The organism is Pseudomonas sp. MWU12-2037 (assembly GCF_023242345.1).
Taxonomy (GTDB): Bacteria; Pseudomonadota; Gammaproteobacteria; order Pseudomonadales; family Pseudomonadaceae; genus Aquipseudomonas; species Aquipseudomonas gingeri_D.
In genome coordinates this window covers 62,994-89,851 of record NZ_JALLIZ010000025.1, presented here as the reverse complement: position 1 = coordinate 89,851, position 26,858 = coordinate 62,994, and the positions used below count along the sequence as shown (strand labels likewise).

17 protein-coding genes and 3 tRNA genes are annotated in these 26,858 nt (G+C 58.7%); 6 read left to right on the top strand and 14 right to left on the bottom strand.

Annotated features, from left to right (window positions below; genetic code table 11):
- A partial coding sequence (locus tag M5B42_RS29540; RefSeq protein WP_248747802.1) for a hypothetical protein occupies positions 1-2,838 on the top strand: 2,838 nt, incomplete at its 5' end.
- A 139-nt stretch (positions 2,839-2,977) separates the two neighbouring features.
- Here M5B42_RS29540 and M5B42_RS29535 read toward each other — a convergent pair.
- From M5B42_RS29535 to M5B42_RS29520, 4 genes are all read right to left on the bottom strand, one after another.
- Positions 2,978-3,238: a short-chain dehydrogenase gene (locus M5B42_RS29535; protein WP_152741473.1), complete on the bottom strand. Its 261-nt coding sequence runs from the start codon at positions 3,236-3,238 to the stop codon at positions 2,978-2,980.
- Between the two features lie 416 nt (positions 3,239-3,654).
- Entirely contained in the window at positions 3,655-5,946 is a 2,292-nt protein-coding gene (locus M5B42_RS29530; RefSeq protein WP_248747801.1) for an autotransporter outer membrane beta-barrel domain-containing protein, read from the bottom strand.
- 303 nt (positions 5,947-6,249) lie between these two features.
- Positions 6,250-8,277 (bottom strand): hypothetical protein, encoded by a 2,028-nt coding sequence (locus M5B42_RS29525; RefSeq protein WP_248747800.1) that lies wholly within the window; start codon positions 8,275-8,277, stop codon positions 6,250-6,252.
- 187 nt (positions 8,278-8,464) lie between these two features.
- Positions 8,465-10,387, bottom strand: coding sequence for a hypothetical protein (locus tag M5B42_RS29520; protein ID WP_218225257.1), 1,923 nt, complete (start codon positions 10,385-10,387; stop codon positions 8,465-8,467).
- 482 nt (positions 10,388-10,869) lie between these two features.
- On the opposite strand from M5B42_RS29520, the gene M5B42_RS29515 reads away from it, so the two are divergent.
- Positions 10,870-12,387 carry an Ig-like domain-containing protein gene (locus M5B42_RS29515; RefSeq protein WP_248747799.1) on the top strand — a complete coding sequence of 506 codons (1,518 nt, stop codon included), beginning with the start codon at positions 10,870-10,872 and terminating at the stop codon, positions 12,385-12,387.
- An 88-nt stretch (positions 12,388-12,475) separates the two neighbouring features.
- Here the strand turns inward: M5B42_RS29515 and M5B42_RS29510 are convergent, their stop codons facing one another.
- Entirely contained in the window at positions 12,476-13,438 is a 963-nt protein-coding gene (locus M5B42_RS29510) for a zinc-binding dehydrogenase (RefSeq protein ID WP_248747798.1), read from the bottom strand.
- A gap of 183 nt (positions 13,439-13,621) precedes the next feature.
- Between M5B42_RS29510 and M5B42_RS29505 the strand changes: the two genes are divergently transcribed.
- Both M5B42_RS29505 and M5B42_RS29500 read left to right on the top strand, forming a co-directional pair.
- Positions 13,622-15,706 carry a carboxy terminal-processing peptidase gene (locus M5B42_RS29505; RefSeq protein WP_248747797.1) on the top strand — a complete coding sequence of 695 codons (2,085 nt, stop codon included), beginning with the start codon at positions 13,622-13,624 and terminating at the stop codon, positions 15,704-15,706.
- 136 nt (positions 15,707-15,842) lie between these two features.
- The gene (locus M5B42_RS29500) at positions 15,843-17,666 is read left to right on the top strand and encodes a bifunctional diguanylate cyclase/phosphodiesterase (protein WP_248747796.1); all 1,824 of its coding nucleotides are present in this window, start codon (positions 15,843-15,845) and stop codon (positions 17,664-17,666) included.
- A gap of 192 nt (positions 17,667-17,858) precedes the next feature.
- Here the strand turns inward: M5B42_RS29500 and M5B42_RS29495 are convergent, their stop codons facing one another.
- From M5B42_RS29495 to M5B42_RS29480, 4 genes are all read right to left on the bottom strand, one after another.
- Complete coding sequence (locus M5B42_RS29495; protein WP_040065236.1) at positions 17,859-18,230, bottom strand: hypothetical protein; 372 nt, start codon at positions 18,228-18,230, stop codon at positions 17,859-17,861.
- Entirely contained in the window at positions 18,227-18,568 is a 342-nt protein-coding gene (locus tag M5B42_RS29490) for a helix-turn-helix transcriptional regulator (protein ID WP_152741480.1), read from the bottom strand. The genes M5B42_RS29495 and M5B42_RS29490 overlap by 4 nt, the downstream gene beginning before the upstream one ends.
- A gap of 112 nt (positions 18,569-18,680) precedes the next feature.
- On the bottom strand, positions 18,681-19,136 hold the full coding sequence (locus M5B42_RS29485; RefSeq protein ID WP_248747795.1) for a YkvA family protein: 456 nt from the start codon (positions 19,134-19,136) through the stop codon (positions 18,681-18,683).
- Positions 19,137-19,429: 293 nt separating this feature from the next.
- Positions 19,430-20,146, bottom strand: a complete 717-nt coding sequence (locus M5B42_RS29480) for an FKBP-type peptidyl-prolyl cis-trans isomerase (RefSeq protein ID WP_103499741.1) — start codon at positions 20,144-20,146, stop codon at positions 19,430-19,432.
- 267 nt (positions 20,147-20,413) lie between these two features.
- Between M5B42_RS29480 and M5B42_RS29475 the strand changes: the two genes are divergently transcribed.
- Together M5B42_RS29475 and M5B42_RS29470 are read left to right on the top strand one after the other, a co-directional pair.
- Positions 20,414-22,219, top strand: coding sequence for a di-heme-cytochrome C peroxidase (locus M5B42_RS29475; protein WP_248747794.1), 1,806 nt, complete (start codon positions 20,414-20,416; stop codon positions 22,217-22,219).
- Between the two features lie 37 nt (positions 22,220-22,256).
- Positions 22,257-23,393 (top strand): catalase family protein, encoded by a 1,137-nt coding sequence (locus M5B42_RS29470; protein ID WP_248747793.1) that lies wholly within the window; start codon positions 22,257-22,259, stop codon positions 23,391-23,393.
- A 252-nt stretch (positions 23,394-23,645) separates the two neighbouring features.
- Here M5B42_RS29470 and M5B42_RS29465 read toward each other — a convergent pair.
- The 5 genes from M5B42_RS29465 to M5B42_RS29445 form a co-directional block, all read right to left on the bottom strand.
- A tRNA-Asp gene (locus tag M5B42_RS29465) sits at positions 23,646-23,722 on the bottom strand.
- Positions 23,723-23,741: 19 nt separating this feature from the next.
- Positions 23,742-23,817: transfer RNA gene (locus tag M5B42_RS29460), tRNA-Val, on the bottom strand.
- 166 nt (positions 23,818-23,983) lie between these two features.
- Positions 23,984-25,279: an MFS transporter gene (locus M5B42_RS29455; RefSeq protein ID WP_248747792.1), complete on the bottom strand. Its 1,296-nt coding sequence runs from the start codon at positions 25,277-25,279 to the stop codon at positions 23,984-23,986.
- 51 nt (positions 25,280-25,330) lie between these two features.
- A complete protein-coding gene (locus M5B42_RS29450) occupies positions 25,331-26,470 on the bottom strand; it encodes a mandelate racemase/muconate lactonizing enzyme family protein (protein WP_103499838.1) in 1,140 nt (379 codons plus the stop codon).
- Positions 26,471-26,778: 308 nt separating this feature from the next.
- Positions 26,779-26,855, bottom strand: a tRNA-Asp gene (locus tag M5B42_RS29445).
- Positions 26,856-26,858: the final 3 nt, after the last annotated feature.

The following is a 26,858-nucleotide window of genomic DNA, read 5'->3' as shown; positions in this document are numbered from 1 at the left end:
AACGAGCAACTGTTCTTTACAATCAGCAAGGGCTTTATCGTCAGGGGCGATGCCGACCCGGTGTTCTACCGGGTGACCGTCCCAGGTCAAACTCCCGAGGACTCAAGGCGGCTGAGGTTGTTCGTCAAGCTTGACCGCCCCGGCGGCTACGACGATAACCCGTCGATTCCCGGCCATTCGGGCCTGCGCTATGTGGTGCCACAGGAGATTATCGACAATGGCGTCGGACCGATTGAAGCCGACGCCGGGGTGGATATCACCATTATCCACTACGAATTCATGCGCAAGAACGACCTTATCCGCCTGGCCTGGGGGCGAGCCAGTGTGGAGCACATCGTCCAACCGGAGGAGGTGGACACGGACATCCCGATCCATATCGACAGAACGGTCATCGAGAACGCTCTAGACGGTCAGATCGACATCGCTTATCAGGTGGTGGATGTCTGCAAAAACTATCCCGATGAGCGTGAACCCTGGTCCGTGATTACCACCGTGCGGGTCGACGTGGGCGGCAACCGCCTCGATGCGCCGCAGGTACTGGTCAATGGTTTTCCCGCTCCCCAGAATGTGATCGATCTTGAGCAACTGGCGGGAGCCGATGTGATTTGCCGGGTGTACACCAATCAAACGGATCACGCGATAGACGATATCCTGCAACTGACCTGGGTCGGCACCCCGGCACAAGGGGATTCGTCGGTGATCGTCGGGCCTCTTGAGCAAACGGTCCAATTCATCCCCTTCCAATACGACTTTCCCATCCCCTACGAATACGTGGAGGCGATTGCCAAGGGGCGAGCGTCGGTGTCTTACGTACGGATCAGGAGCGGCGTGCCGGATCACCCGTCGAAAAACGCCAACGTCACGGTGGTGGGTGATATTGCCCAGCCTGACCGTCCGAGCTTTGTGGAAGCAAGTGGCAGTGTGTTGGACCCGAACCTGAATTTCTACACCATTTCAGTGCCCTATTACCCGGGGCGCCAGCCCGGAGACCATCTCTACATTGTGTTTGAAGGACTTGACGCCAGCAACAACCCGACTGGTTTCGACATTAACGCCTATGTGGGTAATGAACCGAATGGCGATCCGGTCCTGCGCGATGTGGACAAGAATGAAATCAAGCGACTCGATGGCGGGTCGCTCACTGTTTACTACTGGATCAATAGCCAACGTAAATCACAGGAGTTGGTGTTGTCCGTGGGCAGCGGTCAGCCTTTCATGCCAAAACCCAACGTCATCCGGGCCGACAGCAACGATGTCTTGAACCCGGACGATGTGAACCCCATCACCGGGGCCGATGTGGTTGTGCCATATACGGGCACTCTGCCCAATGACATTGTCGGGCTGCGCTGGAGAGGTTCGCTCAGCAGTGCGCCGGATCAAGAGACGCCGCCGCTGAACCCAGGCTCGGCGGGTAACCCCATTCCCTTTGTCGTACCGTTTCAATACGTGATTGGCAACTTGAACGGCACGGTGGACACGGACTATTACATCATACGTACCGGATCTCCGATTCAACGCTCGCTGGTACGTGAGCTGACCATCGGCTCGGCTCTGGAGTTGCTCGCCCCCAGCGTCAAGCAGGCCACTGGCAATGCCCCCAGCCAACAACTCAATCCGGTGGCGGCCAAGGATGAACTGACCGTGGAGATTCCGGATTATGGCATCCGACCCGGCGATCAGGTCCGCGTGACCTGGGCCGGCGCACCTGGCGGTGGATCGTACACCAGCCCGCTGCAAGCGCTGCCGGGCAGCCGAGAGATCCCCCTTCCGATTTCGCTCACCGCCTACAACCTGGACCGGTCGGTGACGGTCACCTACACCGTGACCCCTAGTGGAGGCAGCGAATCCGAGCCGTCCCGTGCATTGACGCTGAACGTGCAGGCGATACCCGACATCAGTCTGCCCATGCCGCTGATTCCCCAGGCCGCGCAAGCCGGTATTGGCAGCGAACTGGATCTGAAGACCTTTGCCGGCGATGCGCGGGTCACCGTGGCACCATGGCCGCTGATCGCCGCCGGTCAGCGCGTCTGGCTACGCGCCGAGGGTACGGCGCTCGACGGCTCGCGCTATACCATCACCCTCTACACGTCTTCCGCGGTCCAGGACTCGGAAGTGACGGCCGGGTTGTCCACAACGCTGTTGCGTAGCGAACTGGAGAAATTGCGCGACGACTCGCCACTGAACGTCGTGCTGCAAGTGACCTTCGATCGCAGCTCGACCCAGGCCAACGCGGTCGATTTTCCACTGCGCACCTATACCGTCAAAACTGTGACGGATCCGCTGACAATTGACCGGTCATACATGCTCTTGCGCGGCTATTCCATCAGAGTGTCTTGGCCAACCACTGGTGAGGATCCGAACGGCAATACAGAAGTACGTCAGGCATCGGGAGGGACACCACCGTACCAATATACATCCTCCAACCCATCGGTGGCCCAAATCGAGGGCACTAACAAAGTACGGGGAATGCGCAATGGCCAAGCAACTATTAGCGTGAGGGACTCGCAAGGGGCGACAGTGTCTTTTCTGGTCATTGTCAGCAACGTCTACACTCTAGTCGTGAACGACGGTCCATTCAACGATGCGACCGCAGCGAGGGCTTGGATCAATTCAGTCAATGGCGTTAACATTGGTCAGTATGATAACTTTATCGCTAGTATGTTCAGGGTGTACCGAGGACCATTTCCTTACCCATTCAAACCCATTAATTACTGGCTCGGTAAATACGTCGGCACCGACAGTAGATATAGTTTCTTTAACTATGATACGCAAACTATTCGCCTGGCCGACCCGAACAATACGAGCATCAAAGGCGCCTGGGCCTTTGTCCCGTATTGATGCGCCCCCCTCAACTGAAATGCATCAAAGATAGCTAGTTTTATTCAGATCACAAAGGGGAGCCAGGCTCCCCTTTCATTATTCTCGTCAAATTGAATGCAGTGGCCTGCAGTTTTGCTTCACTGCACGTTTTAAGCAATCAGACCCGCAGCCGCCACCCCAGCACATCCATCAGGTCGCAGCCATCGCGCATGACCATCGCGGGGACCTGGATAATGTGTTGGAAGTCGATGTCATTGGCGTTGTGCAATTCGATATGGGACAGGGCTTCGAGCATTTGCGTTGCCGCCAGAAAGCGCGCGGCGGCGTTGGCGTGGAGGACATCGGTGGGGCTTTCGGCGTCGATCAACAGGCTGGGGATCAGGCAGTCGATGGCGGTGAGCGGTATGTATTTAGACATAGGTAAGGCCTCGTTTTTTAAATGAGAGCCATCACTCAATCGTCGCCAAACGAATGGGTGGCAGCTGTACGCAGGTTGGCGAACCGGGATAAAACGAGCAAAATCCGGCAGACCCGGAGGTCTCCCGCGCACAGCCGCCATAACGCAGCTTTGCGGGTACAAGTATCCCTGCAATAAGCTCACTCAGGAAGCCTCAGCACATTTTATCGACGAGTCGCCAAACCCGTATCACCAATGAAGGCGATCAAAGGACTATAAACCGCTGACTTCCGAGGAGGCAATGCAGGCAATTGTTACCAATCATTCTCCCGGCTCGAAGCAAGCGCAAACCTTATTCAAGACAGGGCCCGATGCAAAAAAAAAGCCCGGCGCAATGCACCGGGCGTTTATAAAATCGTCTGGGTTGTCCGTCTGACTTACCAGTTATAGCGCAACCCCACATTCGCGCCAAACGGCTGCTCGATGGACTTGCCATTGGCATAGTCGAAGTCGGCATGCACTTGCAGGTCCTTGGACAGCTTCACCGCCACACCGGCACCGAACTCGGAGCGCGAGCCGGACAGGTCGTTGTTGAACACCGTGTTGTTGACCTTGACCTCATTGTTCTTGGCGAACTCATGGGCCACCGCCGCCCGCAGGTACGGCTGCACCACGGTGCCGCTATCCAGTGTCAGGTTACGCCCGACCGTTGCACCGACCTTGCCCAGGAACGAACGGGTCTGGTCGCCCTCGGCCTGCAGGCCGTTGTCCAGGTTGTAGTTCTTGCCCTGGATCGTCACCGCCGACAACTGACCGAACGGCTCGACGAAGAAATCGTTATCCAGCTTGATATGGCGACCAAACTCGGCGGAACCACCGATACCGGTAGTGCCGTAGTTACCCTTGGACTGGGTACCATCGCTCATGGCGACTTTCGATTCGTTCTCGAAACGGTTGAGTTTGACCACACCGTCGAAGTAGTAACCGGTTTCCGGCTCCAGCCAGGTGGTGTAACCCCCCACGTAGTAGCTCTTCACATTACCGGTGGTGCCGCCCTTGAGGCTCAGGTCAGAGTTGCTATGCCCGGCCAGCGCACCGATCAGCCAGTGACCATCACCCATCGGCAGCGGCGCATCGGCCCCCAGGCTGAAGCCCTGCTGGTTCTGCGAATAGCCCACGCCGGAGCTTTCCGACACGTTGTACTTGTTGCCATAAGCCCGCGCCCAGGAGCCGGACTGACCATCGTTGAAGCGCAGTTCACCCATGCGGGTACGCAACGAATACAGTTCGCCATACCACACGGTCGGCGCGGTGTTGAACAGGGCCAGTACCGATTGGGTGCTCGGGCTGACGGTCTTCTTGTTCGGGTCGAGGAACCAGTCGGTGCCACCGCTGCCGTTGCTGCTCGAGCCCAGGCCATAGGAGTAGGTCCCGACATCCACCAGGCCAGTGCCCGCCAACGCGAAATTCGCATTGCCGGAAGCCGTGTGCACCAGGGTCAGCGCCTCTGGCGATACCGGGTCGACACCGGAACCGGCCACCAGCAGTTTGAAGTCGCCGCTGGAAGCACCGGTGACATTGAGCACGTCATGCTGGTTGGTGGCGAAATCCACGTTCATGGCGAAGGTGCCGTTGCCGGCCAGGGTGCCCACGTTCAGTTGGTAGAAATTGCTGCCCTGACCCATGGTGACCGTGCCGTTATTCATCGCCAGCGTACCGACGGTGTTGTTGGCAGTCATGTTCCAGTTGGAACCGCTGTTGATGGTGACGCCATCGACATTGTTCAGGCTGCCGGTGAACACCGAACCATTGGCCAGGGCCAGGTTGCCGGTGCTGCCCGCTTCGACGTTGAAGTCGCCGGTCATATGAGCGCCGTCGAAGCTGAGGTTGGCGGTGCTGTTGCCGGTAACGTCGACATTGCCGGTCAGAGCGCTGTTGGCGACATTGACATTGGCGGTGGAGGCACCCTGGACTTCGAGGATATTACCGTTGCCGCCAATCAACGTCGAACCGTTCAGGATATCGATGTTCGCGTCCAGCCCGTCGCCCACATTGATGGCCGCGCCGGTAAGACCCTGGACACGGGTACTGTCCAATACCAGACGGTTGGTATCCGCGCCCACCCCTTGGGTATCCGGGCTCATGGTGATGCCCGTGGCACCGCCAGTGATGGTGCTACCCACAGCGCTGACATTACCGCCGAAGTAGTTGATGCCCGTACTGGTGCTGCCCGTGCCAGTGACTTGAGTGTTGATCAATTGAAGCGTACTGGCGCCGGTAACAAGAACGCCCGACGTTCCGCCCGTGATGCTGCTATTGGCCACGGTAACCGTTGAGCCCGTCGTCGTACCGGCCTCCCGATTGACCGCCATCCCAGCGAAATTACCGCTGATCAGTGCACCCGTGATGGTCCCCTGGCTGTTGGTGACGGTAATACCCGGCGAGGCGGAAGAACCGCTGCCACCGGTGAACGTCCCACCCACCACATTGAGGGTCGAACCACTCTGAACGAACACTTCGTGGGTGTTCGCGCCGCTGGTATTCAGGACGCCACCATTCTCGACCAGATAGGTATCTGGAGCCGTTGTGCTGTCAATATTCTTGGTCTCGCCGGCACCGATGGTGGTCAATGCCAACACCGATGGGCTGAACAGTACCGGGGTGAGAGCCAGGGCGCCGAGGACCTGTCTCAGGTATATCGCAGGAAAAGTGGCAATAGTTACATTCATGGCGAAACCTTCATCAGTCGATAAGTGGCTGGCCCTCGTCCGAGACAGCGCAAATGAAAGTGCGAAGGCTAGGGAGATTGGAGAGCAAGGTCTGTAGGAATTTCCTTCAATAAATAGAGGGGTTTTCCTATGCCCACAAAGACCATTCGCCACGCTTTGAAAGACTTACGCCAGCAGCCTTACTGCCACACAACAACTAAAGCACGCGAACCCCGATGGCTATTTCGAAGCGCGATTGAAATCATCAGGAAGCACTGACAAGAGCAGGAAACTCACAGCTCCTGCTCTTGTCGTGCCTGTCAACTACTTATCAATGTCACGTTTTGCTCTACTGCTCGCCACCACAGGGCATGGCGCATTAACGCTGTCAACGACAACAACCTCCACATTATGAGGATCAGAGGTTTCCTCAATATTGTTAACCATCGCCTTATAGACAATCGAGCCTCTACCGTCGCGAATGGGTAAAATAGCATCGGTAAACGGTAGATAGACATCAAATCCGTTGACGTGCTCTGGCGCTACCAGCGTTTTAGTGAAGGTGTAGGGTGGCACAGCTCCAGGAACAGGATAACCCGGATCAGGATCAGTCGGATTACCCGGCTCAAGCGAACTGAGTCTTTCCCCGGTCCAGCTGAAGTTCAACACCATTCCCGCTGTCAAAGGTCCCCCTCCGTTTACATGGACAACAACCACTCGCCCTTGCCCTGGAACGTTAACCACGGCAGAACAGAAAATAAACCCAGAAGGTGTAACGCCCTGGATAACCGGCGGAGGTAGCGTAGTTGCCAAGACATGCACAGAAACTTGCGCACGCTTGGACGGGTTCGGATTGGTTTCGGTAAGACTGGTTATTTCATAATGAACAGGCCAAACCCCGTTGGATGTCAGCTCGATCATGTCCCATGGAATGACAAAATCCATGGTGTCACTTGGATCCTCATCACCTTCAACATCATAGGTGCCTCCAGGTGCGGGCACCGGGACTTTATTCCAGAACAACTGGACATGGTCATCCGCTTTGGAAGCATCAAAAATGAGCACCGTTGCATCAGCGTCCAAGCCATAATCTTTCCTTTCCAGCGTATTATCAGGTCCTGGCGTCCCCCCCCTCCCGGTGACAACGACGGGATCCAGGTTGGGGTTACCTTCCTCCGGATCCTCTGGCTCCGGAGGAAACGGAGGACCCGGCCGGGTCAAATCAACCCGGACCGTCTCACCGATAAGCTCTGGGACGCGCACTAAAGGATTACGTTCGATTTCGTAGCTTACCCGAGCCGCTCTAGGGCCTATGCCACCGCGCTTCACACTGGCATAGGGTACATTGACAATCACCGGCCATATGCCATCTACGTTTTGAGGGGTTTGTTTTTGCCCATCAAAATCCAACAGTACTTTGTCGACATTGACGACAAAATTCGTGTACTCCTCAATCTCCACCGCCAGGGTCGGAAAAGAAACCGCGACGTTGACCGTCTTATCCGGGGCAATGGCATCCGGAACAACGGGCGGTACTAAATTAGTAGGTGCCCTCGTCAGGAGAACAAGAAAACCCCTTTCCACCGAGGGCACTCCGACATTACCTACGCGGTCTTCCCATTCATAGTAAAGTATCCTTTCTCCTTCTCCTTGCGGGGTGATCTCTCCCGTGTCTATCCTGTACGTCAAATCCGCACTTGAGTCATCAGCAGCGGGAACAGTAGAGCCTATCAGCCTCCCTGGAATACTCGCACCAAAATAGATATTCGCAATATCACCCGTTGCGCGATCCGTTGGACGAGCAATGGAAACATCAATATAAGTATTATTCTCGAAGAAATCGAGATCAATGATATCACCACTGACATTATCCAAAACCAAAGGACCATCTTTCTGCCCATGGTTTGGCGCTTCCTTATCGATATAGATAGTGACAACTGGCCCAAAATGCGGATTAGCGCCAATTTCTACATAATAGGAGATATAGGACAACCTATGTTCTCCTGGTGCGTCCGTCTTTGTGCCAGGAAGCACGAATATAGCCGGGAGATCATCTGGATCAATAGGTGTTGTAAACTCCTGGAAATCCGTGACAGGAATCCCTCCCCAGGTAATGGCGACAAAAACCGAACGGCCACTTCCCCCTTCGAAAGCAACCTCACGCAGCCATACCTCATTATCTTGTCCTTGCAATTCCCTCGGCAGTTTATTGTCAATATCCCCCGAGACATTGGGGAGTAAGCCTTGGAGTTCCGGAGGCATATCGGCATTCGTCCGACGCAGCGTTCTACGTACACCATTCGTCACCGTGTTAACGACCGATTTTTTTTTGCGTTTTTTGATGTCAAGCATATCATCGACTCCACAAGATAGAGTGAAACCTTCACTCACTGTCCTTGGCTGCCTTGAAATGAAAGAACATCCGCTCGAAAACCCACTACCAAGCCTCTCAAGATAAGCAACCGATCATTACCGCCACACGCCTTGGCTCGGCACTGCATCACCACTATCAAACAAGGACCCAACTTCCTTTTGGAAATCACTCCATGCAAATATCATTCGTCGGATCACAAACACTACCGGCCATCGTCCGAGTGATCTTCACGAATTCCCCTCTGGAAATACCTATCCTCCCGGTTGTTTTGATCAACCGGTAAAACACAACGGCCGAGCCATTGCTGACCATGGGAGCAATCAGGGACTCATAGGGCTCGACCAGCACTTCAAAACCATCCACAGCCTCGGTGGCACTCAGTATCTTGGTGAAGCTACCTCGCACCCCTTTTATCGGGTCTGTTCCATTCAGGCCTTTATGGCCTTGCCAAATCACCAGAACGGTATCGTTTTCCGAGAAGTTGACATTGCCTTCAATCAGGACGCGAACCCCATCCCAGAGCCTGGGTTGCGAACAGCAATTCAGGTAACCCTGGGCCGTGGCGCTGGGGAATTTCACCGCAGGCAATCCCTTGATGGTATCGACCATGACATTGACTTCAGTCACCAGGGATTGTTGTTCATTCACGCCATTACTGGTGATGTAGTAGACCGGTAACCTCGGATTGCTTTTATCCTGCTCGATCGCGCTCCACGGGATGGGGATCGTAATGAGTTTCCCCGCGACATCACCCGGTTGCACGATATAACTTTCTACCGGTGCACTGATCTGCCCCCAGTACACCCGCAGCTCCTCATAGGGTTTCGGATCGTCGAACAGTCTCACCGTGGCCCTTGCATCAAACCCCTCGTCAAGCCCGGTCAATGTATTCAGAATATTTTCCTGCCCCCATACTTCCAGTTTTTCCAGATCCGCATTGATCAATCCGGGGGCGGCGATATGGTCCTGGCCGGCGATGGTCAGGTTGACCGGAACACCGATGCCTGGAGAAGGTGGCGTATAACCCCCCGCGATCCTTATCCGATAGTCGACCCTGGCACGCAAGGGCCCCAGCCCCTGGGCTTTGAGTATCGCCCATTCAACGGGCGCCTTGAGAGGGAAGGCGGCCGGATTGACCGGAAACTCGGGCAATGGCGTTCCGTCCCAGAGAATGGCGACAAAATGCGCGGCATCGGCGTCGTCATACCGATCGATTTCCACCCACACCGTGTCACGTGCCTGCTGCCGATCAACCAATCCACGGACCAACTCCACACGAGGCGGATTGAGCGTACCCGGAGCCGGCGTCAAGTCGACGTCTATCGGCGACATCTTCGATCGCGGCCCGGGATTACCGGCCCGGTCCCGGAGGTAGTAATAGGCGTAGCGCACCTCGGAACCCCAGGGGCGGATATCCTCCGCGCGATACGTCACACGTAGTCTTTTATTACTGACATCGAGCGCGCTGAACTCCTGCTCATCGATAGGCACTTCCAAGTCGGAGGGCGTGGGTGTGTCGGTCCAGTAATAAATCGCCCGATCCTTGCCCTTCGCGTCGGTATAAAAGGGCACTTCAACGTTCACTTCCCCCCCATGGGCAATTAAATAATCTTCGGTAATCACGCCGTTCGCATCAGCCGGAAAGATAATGGGATCTGGCTGCTGACCAAAATTGGGGGCGACCGTATCAATCGTGACCTGTTTCTTGTCCGACTCAATGGGGTTGCCCCCTGCTCTAGAGATCCTGATCGAGACATCATAAAGACCATCGGGGCTTAATCTATTCGGAGGAACATACAACGACTGGGGAAAGGGGATATCGACCGGATCGTCGATGTAATACTCTTTTTCATCAACCTTCACAAAATCAAAACCTGCGGGCCTGAACCCCAATTCGACCGTGTCGTAGCGGCCCGGGGCACCAAACGACCATTCCCAGAATTGAACTTCCAAAGGATCGCCCAACACCCGGGAAGGTAATAATCCCTCGGGGTCGTTCGGGTCCAGAACAGCCGGAACCGTCGGCTTGTCAATTTGAATGTGACTGTCATCGGACGAAGAGTTAATTGGCTTTTTAGATGATGGCATTTCATACACTCCTCATTCCAATAACAAGATGACTCACACCCGCCTCCCTTCGAGTGCACTCTGGAGCTATCGCGGTGTCGTTATTGATTGCGCACTTATCCGCGAGCTTATATGCCCGAATCAGGTGTCTATGTGTGCAAAGCTGTGGGTTAATTCAACGCTTTTTTTCGAAGCTCGCCTACTGTCAGAAATGACAGGTATGAGCTCCGTTCGTCGGTTTATTCGAGCCTTCGGGTGTTCAAAACACCAGGTGCGGGCTTCCGTCGGGCCAAAACAGAACCACAGGTTCAAACGCTTCTCGGCAGCAGATCGACCTTGAGCCGAGCGTTGTAGCGATCTGCCCTTCGGACAAACGGCCTCCATTTCCCCCCTCGAACTGTCAGTTCTGACAGTAGACACACCTCGCGCCAGGCCTCTTTAATAACGCCATGTCCGCCTCTATCGCCGTATTGGCTGCCCCCTCAAACCCAGAGGTGTCTTCCATGAACCGGCGACGTCCCAGCCACTTTCTCTTCAGTAGCCATCCATTAAACCTGAAGCGGCTCTTGCTGGCCTCGATGGTGTTGATCATCTGGGGCTGTACCGCCCAGCAGGCCGGGTGGCCGCTGACAGAAAGGTCACCCTCGCCAGCGCATTCCCAATTCATCCTGGCCGGACAGGAAACGGCGACACGGATCACCCAACGTTATCGCGATACACGCTCAGACTGCGGCGCCCCCTCCCGGCCCGCTTTTCTGTGCACGGGGGTCATCCTTCGCGGCACCAATCCCTCGCCGGATTATCACGCCTGGAACCCGAGCAATCTCTCAGTAACGAGCGGCGGTGTGTCCTTTTCCTATTTGCGCACCGATGCCAAATACAAAGGGCTGGCTTATAGCTATAAAAACGGATTCTTCTTCAGCCCCTATCTCGCCAGCGCAGGCAAGGTGCACCCGGAAGTCCTCTGTTCCTTTGCCATTGATGGGCACACTTTCGAGCGTCCGACGGACAAGGGATGTGGCGCGCATATTCGTTACACGGACAGCGGCTTATGTCGCAACCAGGGCATTACCACCGCTGCGCAGTGGCTGACGCATTACGATCGCGTCACGGGCAACCCCCAACGGCAGCAGCATCAATGTGCGTTCGATGTTCGTGATGCGCTGAACGAACAGGCCACCTCGGCCTTCAATGCAAGCATTGCGGCCATGAAACTCATTCCGAGCGAGTCATTCGCCACGCAAAACGAACTGCGCATTGCCACCTGGGCGCAGAACATACCGACCCAATTGCCCCTTGAAGCGTTCTTTTATGTCGATGATGGGCTGGCGGGAGCACAGTATTATCAACGGGATTTCTACCAGGCAACGGGCGTCACTGTCCCCATCATCCGCATGACGCTGCCCGCCGTGGCGGCGAACGACGCGACCTTCGAGTTTCGCGCCCAGGACCAGGTCGATCAGAACGAACTGGTGATCGCGCCGTCGGTCATGGTGCTGGATGGCCTGTCGATCAAAGCCAGCTGGCCCCGCCTTCGCGACTCGGTCGGCAATAGCGCGACCCGGCTGCCCAGTGGCGGACAGCCACCCTACCGGTATGTGTCGAGCGCACCGACCGTGGTCTCGGTGAATGCGGCGGGCAAGGTGGTCGGCGAGCGGAACGGCAGCGCTACCATCACCGTCTATGACGCCGGCAACCATTCGGTGACGTACCCGGTGCTGGTGGGCAATGTCTATCTGTTGGTCATAATACCCCACGCCTTTGAAAACGTGTCCGCCGCCAGCGCCTGGGTTGTCAGTCAGGGGGGGGACTCACCCCTCCTCGCTGGAGCAACGGATTTGGCACACTCATTCGGACTCCCCCTGCCTCCCGGTTCCATAGGCGCTTGGGACTATTGGCTTCTGACCGCTGAAAGTTGCCCGCCCGGTCTGTCCGTGTATTACTCGTATCGGACGGGTAACTACGGTTGTGGCAATAACGCACAACCCGGCTTGGGTGTCCTGTACATGATCAGATACTGAATGTGACGGTGATCGACGTGCCAACGGCAACCGTGAGCGCAACACTGCGCTCACGGCATTGGACCACTCTGCAAAGCCGTATCAGGGCTCAGGACAGACGCTCATCGATCACCAGCACCAACTTCCCCGCCACCTGATTGCTCGCCAGCGCTTCAAACGCCGCCTCGGCATCCTTGATCGGGAAGGCCTTGGCCAACTGCGGGCTCAAGCGCTTCTCGGCAAACAACGGCCAGACATGCTCACCGAGGTCGCGCAGCAGATCGGCCTTGAACTGATCGTCGCGGCTGCGCAAGGTCGAACCGAGCAACTGGATGCGCTTGGCGAGGATCTTCGCCAGGTCCAACTGGGTTTCGCGCCCGCCCATCAGGCCGATCAGCACCCACCGTCCGTCACCTGACAAAAGTTTCACGTTCAGCGCGGCGTAGTTCGCCCCCACCGGATCGAGGATCACATCGAAGGGACCGAAGTCGCTCAAACCCTCGATATCGTCACCCCGGACCACCCCACCCTGGGCCCCCAGCGCCTCGCAATAGGCCAGCCGATCGGCCGAACCGACACTCACCCAGCACGGGTTACCAAAGGCTTTGCACAGCTGGATCGCCGCCGAACCGACACCACTGGCACCGGCGTGCAGCAGGACTTTTTCACCGGGCTTGAGCGCCGCCAACTGGAACAGGTTCAACCAGGCCGTGGCATAGACCTCAGGCAGCGCGGCCGCTTCCAGCAGGCTCAGGCCTTCCGGCACCGGCAACACATGACGCCCGTCGACCACCACTTCCTCGGCCATGCCGCCGCCGGCCAGCAGCGCGCAGACCCGGTCGCCGACCTGCCAGGAGGCCCCCGGCCCGACCTCGCTGATCACCCCGGAACACTCCAGGCCCAGCACCTGGCTGGCCCCCGGCGGCGGCGGATAGAGCCCGGCTTTTTGTAACAAATCGGCACGATTGAGGCCCGCGGCCGCCACCCGAATTCGAACCTGTCCCACATCGCAGGTCGGACTCGGCTCTTCAACCCACTCCACTTGACCTTCAACGCCTTGCAATGCTTTCACAGTGCCTCCATAGTGAGTCTGGACTGAGCCCGTAGCTGTAGCGCCGGGCTTTTTGCATTATGCGACCGGCCCGAGGGTCGTACCAAAACGCGCAATGGGCGGTTTTGGTGCGCAGTCCCACGGAACCGGCGACTTTAAAGACGGCCTAATATGCGTTATCAATTGCCCCCGCGTCGAATCAGCATGAAGCATCTGTTCCCCAGCACCGCACTCGCTCTTTTCATTGGCCTTGGCATTTCCACGTTCTCGGCCAATTCGTTCGCAGCCAATAGCTGGGACAATCTTCAGCCCGACAAGGACGAGGTGATTGCCAGCCTGAACGTCGTCGAGTTGCTCAAGCGCAATCATTACAGCAAGCCGCCGCTGGACGCCGCGCGCTCGGTGATCATCTATGACAGCTATATCAAGCTGCTCGATCCCTCGCGCAGTTATTTCCTGGCCAGCGACATTGCCGAATTCGACAAATGGAAAACCCAGTTCGACGCCTTCCTCAAGAGCGGCGACCTGAATGCCGGGTTCACCATCTACAAGCGCTACCTGGACCGGGTCAAGTCGCGTCTGGACTTCACCATCGCCGAGCTGAACAAAGGCGTGGACAAGATGGACTTCACCACCCAGGAAACCTTGCTGATCGATCGCAAGGACGCTCCATGGCTGAAGACCACCGCCGAGCTCGACGACCTCTGGCGCAAACGCGTCAAGGACGAAGTGCTGCGCCTGAAGATCGCCGGCAAGGATCCCAAGGCGATCCAGGACCTGCTGGTCAAGCGCTACAAGAATCAGTTGGCGCGTCTGGACCAGACCCGCGCCGAAGATATCTTCCAGGCTTATATCAATACCTTTGCGATGTCCTACGACCCGCACACCAACTATCTGTCTCCTGATAGCGCGGAAAACTTCGACATCAATATGAGCCTGTCCCTGGAAGGCATCGGTGCCGTGCTGCAGAGCGACAATGACCTGGTCAAGGTCGTGCGCCTGGTGCCGTCGGGCCCGGCGGACAAGACCAAGCAGGTGGCTCCGGCCGACAAGATCGTCGGTGTCGCCCAGGGTGACAAGGAGATGGTCGACGTGATCGGCTGGCGCCTGGACGAAGTGGTCAAGCTGATCCGCGGGCCGAAAGGTTCGGTGGTACGCCTGGAAGTGATTCCGGCCAGCAATGCGCCGAACGACCAGACCAGCAAGATCGTCTCCATCACCCGCGAATCGGTGAAACTGGAAGACCAGGCCGCGAGCAAGTCGATCCTGCACCTCAAGCAGGACGGCAAGGACTACAAGCTCGGGGTGATCGATATCCCGGCCTTCTACCTGGACTTCAAGGCGTTCCGCGCCGGCGATCCGGACTACAAGAGCACCACGCGCGACGTGAAGAAACTGCTCGGCGAGTTGCAGAAGGAAGGCGTCGACGGCGTGGTCATCGACCTGCGCAACAACGGCGGCGGTTCCCTGCAGGAAGCCACCGAGCTGACCAGTCTGTTTATCGACAAGGGTCCGACCGTGCTGGTGCGTAACGCCGAAGGCAAGGTCGACGTGCTCGAAGACGAAAGCCCGGGCGCCTTCTACAAAGGCCCGATGGCGTTGCTGGTCAACCGCTTGTCCGCCTCGGCTTCGGAAATTTTTGCTGGCGCCATGCAGGACTACCACCGCGCGCTGATCATCGGCGGCCAGACCTTCGGCAAAGGCACCGTGCAGACCATCCAGCCGCTCAACCATGGCGAACTGAAACTGACGCTGGCGAAGTTCTACCGGGTTTCCGGGCAGAGCACCCAGCACCAGGGCGTGCTGCCGGACGTGGATTTCCCGTCGATCATCGACACCAAGGAAATCGGCGAGAGCGCGCTGCCGGAAGCCATGCCGTGGGACACCATCCGGCCTTCGATCAAGCCGGCGGTGGATCCGTTCAAGCCGTTCCTGGCCCAGCTCAAGGCTGACCACGAGGCGCGCGCGTCGAAGGATGCGGAGTTCATCTTCATTCGCGACAAGCTGGCCCTGGCCGAGAAGCTGATGAAGGAAAAAACCGTGAGCCTGAACGAGGCCGAGCGTCGTGCCCAGCGCACCGATATCGACGCCAAGCAGCTGGCCATGGAGAACGCCCGTCGCAAAGCCAAGGGCGAAGAACCGCTCAAGGAACTGAAGAAAGAAGACGAAGACGCCTTGCCGCCGGATCCGGACAAGAAAACCAAGCCGGAAGACGACGCCTACCTGAGTGAAACCGGGCGTATTCTGCTGGACTACCTGCGTTTGAACACGGCGGTGGCGAAACATTGAAAGATGATGGCGATTTAATGTTCCGCTGCTTCTGAGCGTCATCAAACAGTCATCATTCTGTCGTGAAATAAAGGACTGGGCATGGCTCTTGTAAAAAGAGTCGGGCCCGGTCCTTTTTTTATCGACCGAGACAACCATGACCATGACCGAACAGCTGAACGCCCTGAGTTCAATCCTGGCTCAGAATGGTCTGCACAGCTTGTTCCAACCGATCATCTCGCTGTCCGAACGACGGATCATCGGCTATGAGGCCCTCAGTCGCGGCCCCTCCAACAGCCCGCTGCACTCGCCTATCAACCTGTTCGCCGTGGCCCGCCAGGCCGGTCGCCTCAGCGAGCTGGAAATGCTCTGCCGCCTCAGCGCCTGCCGACGCTTCAGTGAGCAGAAGCTGCCGGGCAAACTGTTTCTCAATGTCTCGCCGGAATCCCTGCTGGAACCGACCCACCAGCCCGGACGCACGCTGCAGTTGTTGCAGGACTTCGGCATCGATCCGAGCAATGTGGTGATCGAGCTCACCGAGCAGACCCCGACCGACGATTTCCAACTGCTGCAAAACGCCTTGCATCACTATCGCGCCATGGGCTTCTCCATTGCCCTGGACGACCTGGGGGCCGGCTATTCGAGCCTGCGCCTGTGGTCGGAGCTACGCCCGGACTATGTGAAGATCGACCGGCACTTTATCGACGGTATCCATCAGGACCGGCTCAAGCGCGAGTTCGTCGGCTCCATCCTGCAGATCGCCAAGGCCTCGCGGGCCCTGGTGATCGCCGAAGGCATCGAGCTGCCGGAGGAACTGGCGGTGCTCACCGAGATGGGCGTCGACCTGGTCCAGGGCTATCTGCTCTGCCGGCCCCAGGAACAGCCGCCGCTGGAAGCGCGCACGCTGTTGCCCAAGCTGGAGGCCACCTCGATGGCCCTCAACGAAGAGGCCGGCGATCTCGGCACCCTGCTCAGCGTACAACCGGCGGTGGCCCTGAGCACGCCCACGGCGGACGTGCTGGAAGCCTTCCGGCGCCAGGCCAATCTCAACTCCGTGGCCGTGCTGGACGAACATAATCACCCGTGCGGTATCGTCCACCGGCATTCGCTTTCGGAAGCCCTGCTCAAGCCCTTCGCCACCGAGCTGTTCGCCCGCAAGCCCATCAGCCGGCTGATGAGCAATGATTTCCTGGCGGTGGAGTTGAGCCAGTCCTTGCAGCAAGTCAGCCGCTTGCTCACCAGCCGCGCGCGGCAGCGTATCGAGGAAGACTTCATCATTACCCAGCAGGGCCAGTACCTGGGCCTGGGGCGGGTGATCGATGTGCTGAAACTGATTACCGAACTGAAGATCCAGCAAGCCCGCCATGCCAATCCGCTGACCCTGTTGCCGGGCAATGTGCCGATCCAGCAATGCCTGACCCGATTGCTGCAACAGGCGCGGGAGTCGGTGATCTGCTATGTGGATATCGACAGCTTCAAGCCGTTCAACGACATCTACGGCTATGGGCGTGGGGATGAGGTGCTGTTGTGCCTGGCGCAATGCTTGAACGACCGCGTCGACCCGAGCCGGGATTTCGTCGGGCATATCGGCGGCGATGATTTTCTGCTGGTGCTGGGCGAGGAGGATTGGCGCAAACGTTTGAATCAGTTGCTGGAGGACTTCCAGAACCAGTGCCGGCGCTTCTACCGCGCCGAGCACCTGGAGGCCGGCTGTTTCATCGCCTCGAACCGCCAGGGCCAGCGCCAGGAGTTCCCGCTGCTGTCACTGTCCATCGGCGTGGTGCACCTGAAGCCCGAATCCTGTGGCCGGCTGGATGCCCCGCAGTTGGCCGAGCTGGCCTCCCAGGCCAAGCATCACGCGAAGAATGTGCCGGGTTACAGCATTCATGTGATCGACAGCGAAACCGTCAGCGCTGCAACGGCTGACAGCGCCCTGCCCGCCTCGGGCGCCGACGCCCCGCCGGCCTGGGCCAAGCCCTGAATCGCCTCAGACTCGCGCGATCCCCCTTGTGGCGAGCGGGCTTGCCCGCGTTGGGGTGCGAAGCGCCCCCAAAACCTGCAAACGCGGTGTATCAGAAATAACCGAGACTCTGGTTTTACGACTGCTTCGCAGCCGAGCGCGGGCAAGCCCGCTCGCCACAAGAGTCCGTGTTCGTTTCAAATATCCTTAGGCTTAAGCCTCGGCCGACTCGGGATAGTCGTACTCGAACACCCGCACCACTTCCGAAGCATGCCAGGACGCCGCGGCCACGCCGTCGGACGGGCCGGAAAAACGCCCCAACCGCTCGACACACTCGAAGAAACCGGTACGTGGCAAACGGCTCGCGCCCTGGCTGATCACCAGTGAACTGCGCAGCGGTTGTTCGGCCTTGGCATCCAGGGCCGCCAGGTGCTCCAGGGCCGCCGTCAGGGTTTGCATGGCCGGGCTGGGCAACTGCAAGCGCTCCAGCAAGGCACGGTAGGTCAACAGATGGCGCTGGCGGCGCGCCTGGTCGAGCTCACCCAGCAGCCCATCCCAATGCTGACGACTGATGCGCACGCTCACGATGCGTCCCTCCAGCCGGCCACACCCAATTCCCAGGCCAGGCTGCGACGAATCGCGGCGTCAGGCTCGCGCTCCCCGCTTTCGATCAGCCCCAGGTACGAAGGGCTGATGCCCACCGTACGCGCCAGGGTCTCCACGGCCAGGCCCTTGGCTTCGCGCAGGCTGCGCAATTGCTCGAAGGCCGGCAAGGCATCAGCCGGCGGCGCCGGGCTTGCTGGGGGAGATTGAGGCGGTTGCTGGCTGCTCAAACCGGCAGCCTGGAGTAACGCTTGATACTGGGCCCAGGGTAGAACCGCATACTCCGGTTTTCCGTCACGTGTAATTATTTGAAGATCCATCACCACACCCCGTAGGACTTTTACACATAGCGAGTCGGCGCTTTCCTTGTAGCTTAATCTTAACAGCCACCAAGGTCGCTAGGGGTGTGTTCTTAAAGGGAATGGCTGGGATTCAGTCCTTTTCGTGGCGTTGCAGTTGCAACTGCTCGGGTGTATCCGGCAAATGCTCGATCGCCCGCAGCTGTTCCGGTGCCTGCCGTTCGAGCCAACGACGGAAAGCCGTCAGTTCCTGGTCCAGGGTATTCATCACCCAGGCCAGGACGGCGATGTCGTCGAGCATGCCGAACACGGGGATAAAATCGGGGATGGCGTCGATCGGGCTGAGGAAGTACATCAGCCCCGCCACCACGATGATCATCGACTTGAGGTTGATGGCCCGGTACTCGCCGCGCCAGTAGGCCAGGCACAGCACCTGCAACAGCTTCAGGTCCTCCCTGAGCTTGCCCAGCCGGCCGCCCTGGTGCGCGCTCTTGCTCGCCACGGCGAACAACAGGGTCGGTAGACGCCCGCGCGACAGCACGCGTTGGGCCATGGGCAGGAAGCGTGTGAAACTCCAGGGTGCTTTCATCATCACTCCAATCGACAGCGACGCCAGGTTATCCACACAACTTGTGGATAACCTTGTGAACAGAGCCACTTTTCAACGCTGCAAGCCCCGTTTTACAAGGGGCCAGCTCAGATCGGGCGTTTTTTACTCACTGAAAAAAAGCCATTATTTCATTGACTTGGCATCAGTCTACGATTAGGCCCGTTAGCTGAATATTAAGACTATACCGACCTATGGATGTTCGTTTTCTTACAGTCCCCACCTCTCAGAAACGACAACGCCCCGAAAACGGGGCGTTGTCATGAGCCGGCGCCTTATTTGGCGGCGGCGTCTTCCTTGGCAGGATCCTTGATGGCCAGCAGTTCCAGGTCGAAGACCAGGACCGAGTTGGCCGGGATTGCCGGGCTTGGGCTTTGTGCGCCGTAGGCCAGGTCGCTCGGGATGTACAGCTTGTACTTCTCGCCGACGTGCATCAGTTGCAGGCCTTCGACCCAACCTGGAATCACGCCGCTGACCGGCAGGTCGATCGGGCTGCCGCGATCCACGGAGCTGTCGAAGGTGGTGCCGTTGGTCAGCTTGCCGGTGTAGTGAACGGTCACTACGTCGGTCGGCTTGGGTTGAGGACCGTCGGCTTTCTTGATGACTTCATACTGCAAGCCGGAAGCGGTCGTGACGACACCTGGCTTCTTGGCGTTTTCTTCGAGGAATTTCTTGCCGGCAGCCGCCGACTCTTCGCTCAGCTTGGCCATGCGCTCTTCAGCGCGCTTCTGCAGGGCGGCAAAGGCTTCGACCAGTTCGTCGTCCTTGAGCTTCTGCGGCTTCTTGCCGACGGCATCTTCGATACCCTGGGCCACGGCCTTGGAATCGAGGTCGTCCATGCCTTCCTGGGCCAGGCTCTTGCCCATGTTCAGGCCGATACCGTAGGAAGCTTTTTGCGCCGGGGTTTTCAGCTCTACGCTGGAATGCGAATCGCAACCCGCAAGTACCAGGCCTACCAGGGCTACCGCCGCCGCCAACCGATGCTGTTTCATGCTATTTCCTTGTTCATGCGCCTAAAGGGCAATCGTATAAAGCCGCGAGCTTATCAGGCCGCCACGACCAATGGCTACCGGCATGAGAGGGGCAAACAGCCAATAAGTTCAGGTGTTTGGGGCATTTTACAAAACCCTGACAGTCTGCTTACGTCTGCACCGACACGACTGAAGCGCCACGGGCCAGCAGTCACAGCCATCATGGCTACTTGATGCCAGGCAACGGCTCAGGCATAAGAAGGAAACAACTCGACAAGGATGCTGATCTTGCGCATTTTTTACCGTGTATTACTGGCAGCGTTTCTCCTGCTTTGCCTCGGCATCGCGGTGATCTTGTACTACGTCGTCAATCCGAAATTACCGACTTACGTACCGGCCCAAGTGCGTTATCTGGAGCAATGGAGCGAGGCCGACCGCCAGACCTATTACTACACCCCCCAGGGAACCCAGGTCAAAGGCCTGCGTTATGACTGGTTCACCGCCCTGGAGCTGCCGTTTTCCGAACAGCGCTTTGCGGAACCGGCGTATCTGGCGCGGTTCGGCTTTCTGATTGATCCCAAGCGCAAGGCCAGCACCAACAACCCCGGTAATCTGCCGGTGGGTTTCGCCCGCCATCAGAATCCCGGCAGCAACGAGCAGTATCTGGATATCACCTGTGCCGCCTGCCATACCGGCGAACTGCGCTATAACGGCCAGGCGTTGCGGATCGACGGCGGCTCGGCCCAGCATGTGCTGCCTTCCAGCGTACCGACGGTACGTGGCGGCAGCTTCGGCCAGGCCATGGTCGCGAGCCTCGCCGCCACCTATTACAACCCGTGGAAGTTCAAGCGTTTTGCCCACAAGGTCCTGGGCGATAACTATGACGCCCAGTACGACCAGTTGCGCACCGACTTCAAGCAGTCGCTGGACATCTTCCTGAAGACGGCCTGGAACGATACCCATCGCGGGCTCTATCCGACCCAGGAAGGCCCCGGCCGTACCGATGCCTTCGGGCGCATCGCCAATGCCAGCTTCGGCGATGCCATCTCAGAGAAGAACTATCGCGTCGCCAACGCTCCCGTGGATTACCCACAGCTCTGGGATATCTGGACCTTTGATTGGGTGCAGTGGACGGCTTCAGCTCAGCAACCCATGGCACGTAATATTGGTGAGGCGCTGGGGGTTGGCGCGACCCTGAATTTCTTCGACGCCAACGGCCAGCCCTTGCAAGGCGCCGACCGCTACCCTTCCGGCGTGCGCGTGCGTGACCTGCAACGGATCGAGGAAACCCTCAAGCACCTGCAACCGCCGCACTGGCCGGAGGACCTGTTCGGCAAGGTCGACCTGCCGCTGGCCGCCAAGGGCCGCGGGCTGTTCGCGGAAAACTGCGCCGGCTGCCATGTGCCCCCGGTGACCGAGGAAAACGGTCGCCCGGTGAAGCACCTGATTTCCATCCCGGTCGCGGCGATCGGCACCGACCCGAACACCGCCAACAATATCGCCGACAATCGCTACGACCTGAGTTCACTGCAATGGAACCTGGCCGAGCTGGCGAAACTGCCGGTGCAACTGCACCCTACACCCGAGGCGCCGCTGGACATGACGCAGTTGTCGGTGGCCAAGGGCCTGGCCTACGTCACTGCCTTCGTCGAAGAGCGTGCCTATCGCGAGGCCAAGGTCACGCCGGAAGAACGCCCGGCCATGGACGGCTTCGGCCTGCCTATCGGCGTGCTCGAACAACGCGCCTACAAGGCCCGGCCGCTGGCCGGCGTATGGGCCACCCCGCCGTTCCTGCATAACGGCTCGGTGCCTTCGCTGTATCAACTGCTCTCGCCCCAGGACGAGCGCGCCGGCAGCTTCTATCGCGGCACCTTCGAGTACGATCCGCGTCATCTCGGTTATCGCCAGGAAGCCTTCCCCAATGGCTTCCTGTATGACACCCGGATCAGCGGCAACCACAACAGTGGCCACGAATTCCGTGCCGGCAAGCGTGGTAACGGCGTGATCGGTCGTTTGCTGCAGCCCGAGGAACGCTGGGCCCTGCTCGAATACCTGAAAGTCCTCGGCGGCCCGCTGGAGGCGCAACTGCCATGACCCCTCCCCTTCGCGTTCACGTTAAAAGGATGTCTACATGCTGACCCGACTCTGGCTGCGCCTCGGCGCCTTTCTGGGCAAGAGCCTGCTGATCCTGATCGGCCTCGGGCTGGTCGGCTGGGCCCTGGCCAGCGGCTGGTACGCCTGGCGCCATAGCGGCCCGGTGTCCGCCGAAGAGCAGATTCCGCCCGGCGAATCGGCCATGACCCAGAACATCATCCAGACCGCTGTGCGCATCGTCGACCAGCACCGCGAGGGCACCCGCTACCTGCGTGATGCCCATGCCAAGGCCCACGGCTGCGTGAAGGCCGAGGTCCAGGTGCCGAGTGATCTGAGCAGCGAGCTGCGCCAGGGTGTGTTTGCCGAACCGGGCAAGACCTGGCAGGCGCTGATACGCCTGTCCAATGGCAACGCTTATCCGCAGTTCGACAGTATTCGTGACGCCCGGGGCATGGCGCTGAAGTTGCTCGATGTTCCGGGCAAGCAACTGCTGCCAGGGCAACAGGGGCGCAATGAGCAGGACTTCGTGATGTTCAGTCATCCGAACTTCTTTGTCAGCGATGTCGCCGAGTACCAGCAGAACATCGGCGCCCAGGCGGACGGCAAGCAGGTTCTGGCGTTTTTCCCGAGCTGGAACCCGAGCACCTGGCAGGTGCGCCATCTGTTTATCGCCCTGGCGACCTTGGCACCGGCGCCGATCAGTCCGACCCAGACCACCTATTTTTCGGTTTCGCCGTACAAGTTCGGCAATGACAACGCCAAGTTCCGCGTGGCCCCTGACCCGCAGAGTTGCCCGGAATATACCTTGCCGAAACAGAATGAGGACCTGCCGAACTTCCTGCGCAGCGCCCTGACCCAACAGTTATCCACAGACCGCGTCCCGGCCTGCTTCGTCCTGCAGATCCAGCGGCAGAATGCGCATCTGTATATGCCGATCGAAGACACCAGCATTGAATGGAAGGAGAGCGACGCGTCGTTCCAGACGGTGGCGCGGATTCGGATTCCGGCCCAGGACTTCGATACGCTGGAACAGAATATCGCCTGTGACAACCAGTCGTTCAGCCCCTGGCACGGGTTGGAGGCGCACCGGCCGATTGGTGGGATCAACCGGTTGCGCAAGGCGGTGTATGACGCGGTGAGCGATTACCGGCACAGCCGTAATGCCGAGCAATAGTATCGAAGCCTGAGCCTTGTGGCGTCCACCCGGGCGCCATCGCCGGCAAGCCGGCTCCCACAGGATTTTTGTCGCCCCGCAGATTTGTGTTCGACGCGGACCACTGTGGGAGCCGGCTTGCTGGCGATAGCGATGTGAGATTCACCACCGCCATCACGGGCACGGCTGAATAAACCCCAGACGACAAAAAGCCCGCACAAGGCGGGCTTTTGCGTGATGACCTGGCGTTCAGCGGTCCAGATCATTTGAAGATGGCGCAGCGGACGGGACTCGAACCCGCGACCCCCGGCGTGACAGGCCGGTATTCTAACCGACTGAACTACCGCTGCGCGTAGCGTTGAAGCGAAATGGTGGGTGATGACGGGATCGAACCGCCGACCCTCTGCTTGTAAGGCAGATGCTCTCCCAGCTGAGCTAATCACCCTTTCGTTTCGGTGCGGGCGCATTATGCCACAAAAAATCCATAACGCACTGATTTAGATAATCTTTTTTCAGCACCTCGATTTCTCGAAGCCCAGAACGAGAAAAACCGGGTATAGAGAAGCGAAAACCAGCGGCCAGCCTCCCCGCCGGCCCTGGCCTCCAATAACTTATTTCAATGCGACCGAAGGGCTGGTGCGCTGGTTTTCAGCAGCCGGGGCATGCCCACGTACCGCCAGGATGACCACCAGCATACCCAACCCGCAGACCCCGGCGGCGATCACGAACGCAACGTTGTAGCCACCGCCGTATTGCACCACCAGGCCGGTCAGCGACGGCGCGATAATGCCGGCGAGGTTGGCCAGCAAATGCACGAAACCGCCGGTACCGCCGACACGATTCTTCGGCACGATGTCCTGAATCAGCCCCCAGCAGATCTGCGGTGTGACGAACAGGAAAATACTCGACACCGTGATGCAGGCCACCGCCATGCTCAACGACGACACCTGGGTGGTGATCATCACGCAACTGGCCGCGACCCCAAGGCCGACGATCAGCACGCACTTGCGTGCCAGGATCACATTGCCCAGCTTCCTGGCCAATGCATCGGTGACAAAACCACCGCCCAGAAAGCCCACCGCCGCTCCCAGCCAGGGGATCACGGCGATGATGCTCATGCTCTTGATGTCCAGGTGCTGAAAGTCCATCAGGTAGCTGGGCAGCCAGGTCAGGAAGAAATACAGCACATAGTTGAAGCAGAAAAACGCGGTCGCAACCGCCAGCACCGGGGCGGAAAAAATGTAGCTGACCAGGCTGCGGCCCTCCTGCACACCTTCGACCAACACCTCGGCACGACTGACACGAATCAACTCGCGCTCGACCTCGGATACCTTCGGGTGCTGCTCGGGCGTGTCCTTGAAGATCAACAACCAGGCCACCAGCCACAGCGCACCCAGCAAGGCGATCACCACAAACGACACCCGCCAGCCGTAATTCAGCGCCACCAGGCCGACGATCGGTCCGGCCACGGCCGCGCCCAGGGGCTGACCGCAGTTGGTGAAGCCCAACGCCCGCCCGGCCTCTTCCCGGGGAAACCAGTGGGTGATCGCCTTGTTGGTGGTGGTGCCCATCGGCCCCTCGCCCATGCCGAACAACACCCGGAAAATCAGCAGGTGGACGTACCCGGTAATGATCGCGGTCAATCCGCAAAACAGCGACCAGATACCCGCCGCCCAGGCAAAGACCTTTTTCGGGCCATAGGTATCGGCAGCCCAACCGCCGACAAAACACAGGGCGCAGTAACCGATGAAAAAGCTGCTGAAGATAAAACCCATCTGGGCATCGTCGATGTGCAGTTCGGTTTTCAACAGCGGCGCCACCACCGACAGTGCGGCGCGGTCCAGGTAGTTGAGCATGCCGGCAAAAAACAGCAGCCCGGCGATTCTCCAGCGGTAGTTGCCTTTCATTTTTTTATGGCCTTTGTTTATTATTTTTAGAGCGTGACAGCCTGTGGTGACTCAGCTGATCAGCGCATGGTCCGTGCAATAGGTCCGCAATACCTCGACGTCGGGCACAAAGCCCAGGCCCGGCACATCGGGCAGGCTCATGCGGGGCTTGAAGGCGAGTTCGGGATACAGCAGGCGCTCGAACTCGATGAAGGGGACTTCCAGTGCCACGTCCGCCGGCAACAGCGTCAACAGATGGGCGACGGCGAGTAACCCGGGGCCGAAGTAGAAGCAATGGGGCACGACGCGGACAGCGTGCTCACGGGCAATGGCGAAAACCTCCAGCATCGCGCTGATGCCCCCGACCTTGGCGACACTGGGCTGCAGGATATCGACCGCACCCTGCTCGACCAGGGCGCGAATACCGTTCACCCCCGCTGCGTTTTCACCCGCGGAAATCGCCACGCCATGACGACGCACCTGGGCCAGACCATTGATATCGTCGGGCGGCCAGACGGGTTCTTCCAGCCAACCGAGGTCAAGCTCGTGCAACTGTTCAGCCATGTCGCACGCCCGGGCAACGGTCCAGGGGCAATTGACATCGACCATCAACTCGCCGACCAACACCGGCAGCGCCGCACGGGCCGCCGCGATGGCCGGATAGGTGGTTTCATGTAGCTTGATCTTGCGAAAGCCCTGCTGGCGGGCGCGTTTGACCTGGGCAAATACTTCGTCTGGATCGCCACCATAACTGACCAGGCTGGCGTACAACTCAAGCTCGCGCGGCGTGCCGCCCAACAGCTGGTACAACGGCTGGCCCGCCACTTGTGCGGCCAGGTCCCACAAGGCGATATCGATACCGGACAAGGCATAGACCATGGGGCCGGTGGAGCCGAAACCATGCAGGGCGCGGCGTGCGGCGTCCAGGGTCCGGGCGCGGTCGGCCAGCGCGGTGCCGATGAACATGGGCGCCACCACTTCAGTCAGCGCCTTGAAGGTCACCGGATTGGAACCATGGCCAAAAGCCTCGCCCCAACCGCTCAGGCCGGTATCGGTGGTGACCTTGAGCATCAGGCTTTCCATACGCCGATGTCGGGGCGATGCGGCATTGAAGGCATCGTCGTCCTTGGCCGGCCCGAGGTTCTTGCGCTCAGGGGTACCCGCGGAGAAGGGGATGCCCAGGCGGATGATCTCGATACTGCGAATAATCACAGGCAGGTCTCCAAACGCTTTTTATTGGTGTTATAGACTGATGAAGCGAAGTGTTACGTTATCGTACAACATCATTGAGGAAGGAAGAAACCAATCCTGCGGGATATCCAAACAACGGAGTCGGGAATGCCGGCCTGGGAACGGCGCAACGTTGATCGCTGGGGAATTGAGAACTGAGGCCTGCTTGAATGGGTATTTGAAAACCGCGGCGGGCGCTGGGATCCGAAGGGGATTCGGAAAACAAAAAAGCCCGCACAAGGCGGGCTTTCTGTGATGACCTGGCGTTCAGTGGTCCAGATCATCGAATATGGCGCAGCGGACGGGACTCGAACCCGCGACCCCCGGCGTGACAGGCCGGTATTCTAACCGACTGAACTACCGCTGCGCG

What these genes read in the sequence shown, in the direction of transcription:
- M5B42_RS29470 (WP_248747793.1), top strand. Translation starts at nt 22,257, where the DNA reads ATGCTGACCCGACTCTGGCTGCGCCTCGGCGCCTTTCTGGGCAAGAGC.
- M5B42_RS29485 (WP_248747795.1), bottom strand. Translation starts at nt 19,136, where the DNA reads ATGAAAGCACCCTGGAGTTTCACACGCTTCCTGCCCATGGCCCAACGC.
- M5B42_RS29500 (WP_248747796.1), top strand. Translation starts at nt 15,843, where the DNA reads ATGACCATGACCGAACAGCTGAACGCCCTGAGTTCAATCCTGGCTCAG.
- M5B42_RS29455 (WP_248747792.1), bottom strand. Translation starts at nt 25,279, where the DNA reads ATGAAAGGCAACTACCGCTGGAGAATCGCCGGGCTGCTGTTTTTTGCC.
- M5B42_RS29505 (WP_248747797.1), top strand. Translation starts at nt 13,622, where the DNA reads ATGAAGCATCTGTTCCCCAGCACCGCACTCGCTCTTTTCATTGGCCTT.
- M5B42_RS29515 (WP_248747799.1), top strand. Translation starts at nt 10,870, where the DNA reads ATGAACCGGCGACGTCCCAGCCACTTTCTCTTCAGTAGCCATCCATTA.
- M5B42_RS29530 (WP_248747801.1), bottom strand. Translation starts at nt 5,946, where the DNA reads ATGAATGTAACTATTGCCACTTTTCCTGCGATATACCTGAGACAGGTC.
- M5B42_RS29490 (WP_152741480.1), bottom strand. Translation starts at nt 18,568, where the DNA reads ATGGATCTTCAAATAATTACACGTGACGGAAAACCGGAGTATGCGGTT.
- M5B42_RS29520 (WP_218225257.1), bottom strand. Translation starts at nt 10,387, where the DNA reads ATGCCATCATCTAAAAAGCCAATTAACTCTTCGTCCGATGACAGTCAC.
- M5B42_RS29535 (WP_152741473.1), bottom strand. Translation starts at nt 3,238, where the DNA reads ATGTCTAAATACATACCGCTCACCGCCATCGACTGCCTGATCCCCAGC.
- M5B42_RS29480 (WP_103499741.1), bottom strand. Translation starts at nt 20,146, where the DNA reads ATGAAACAGCATCGGTTGGCGGCGGCGGTAGCCCTGGTAGGCCTGGTA.
- M5B42_RS29525 (WP_248747800.1), bottom strand. Translation starts at nt 8,277, where the DNA reads ATGCTTGACATCAAAAAACGCAAAAAAAAATCGGTCGTTAACACGGTG.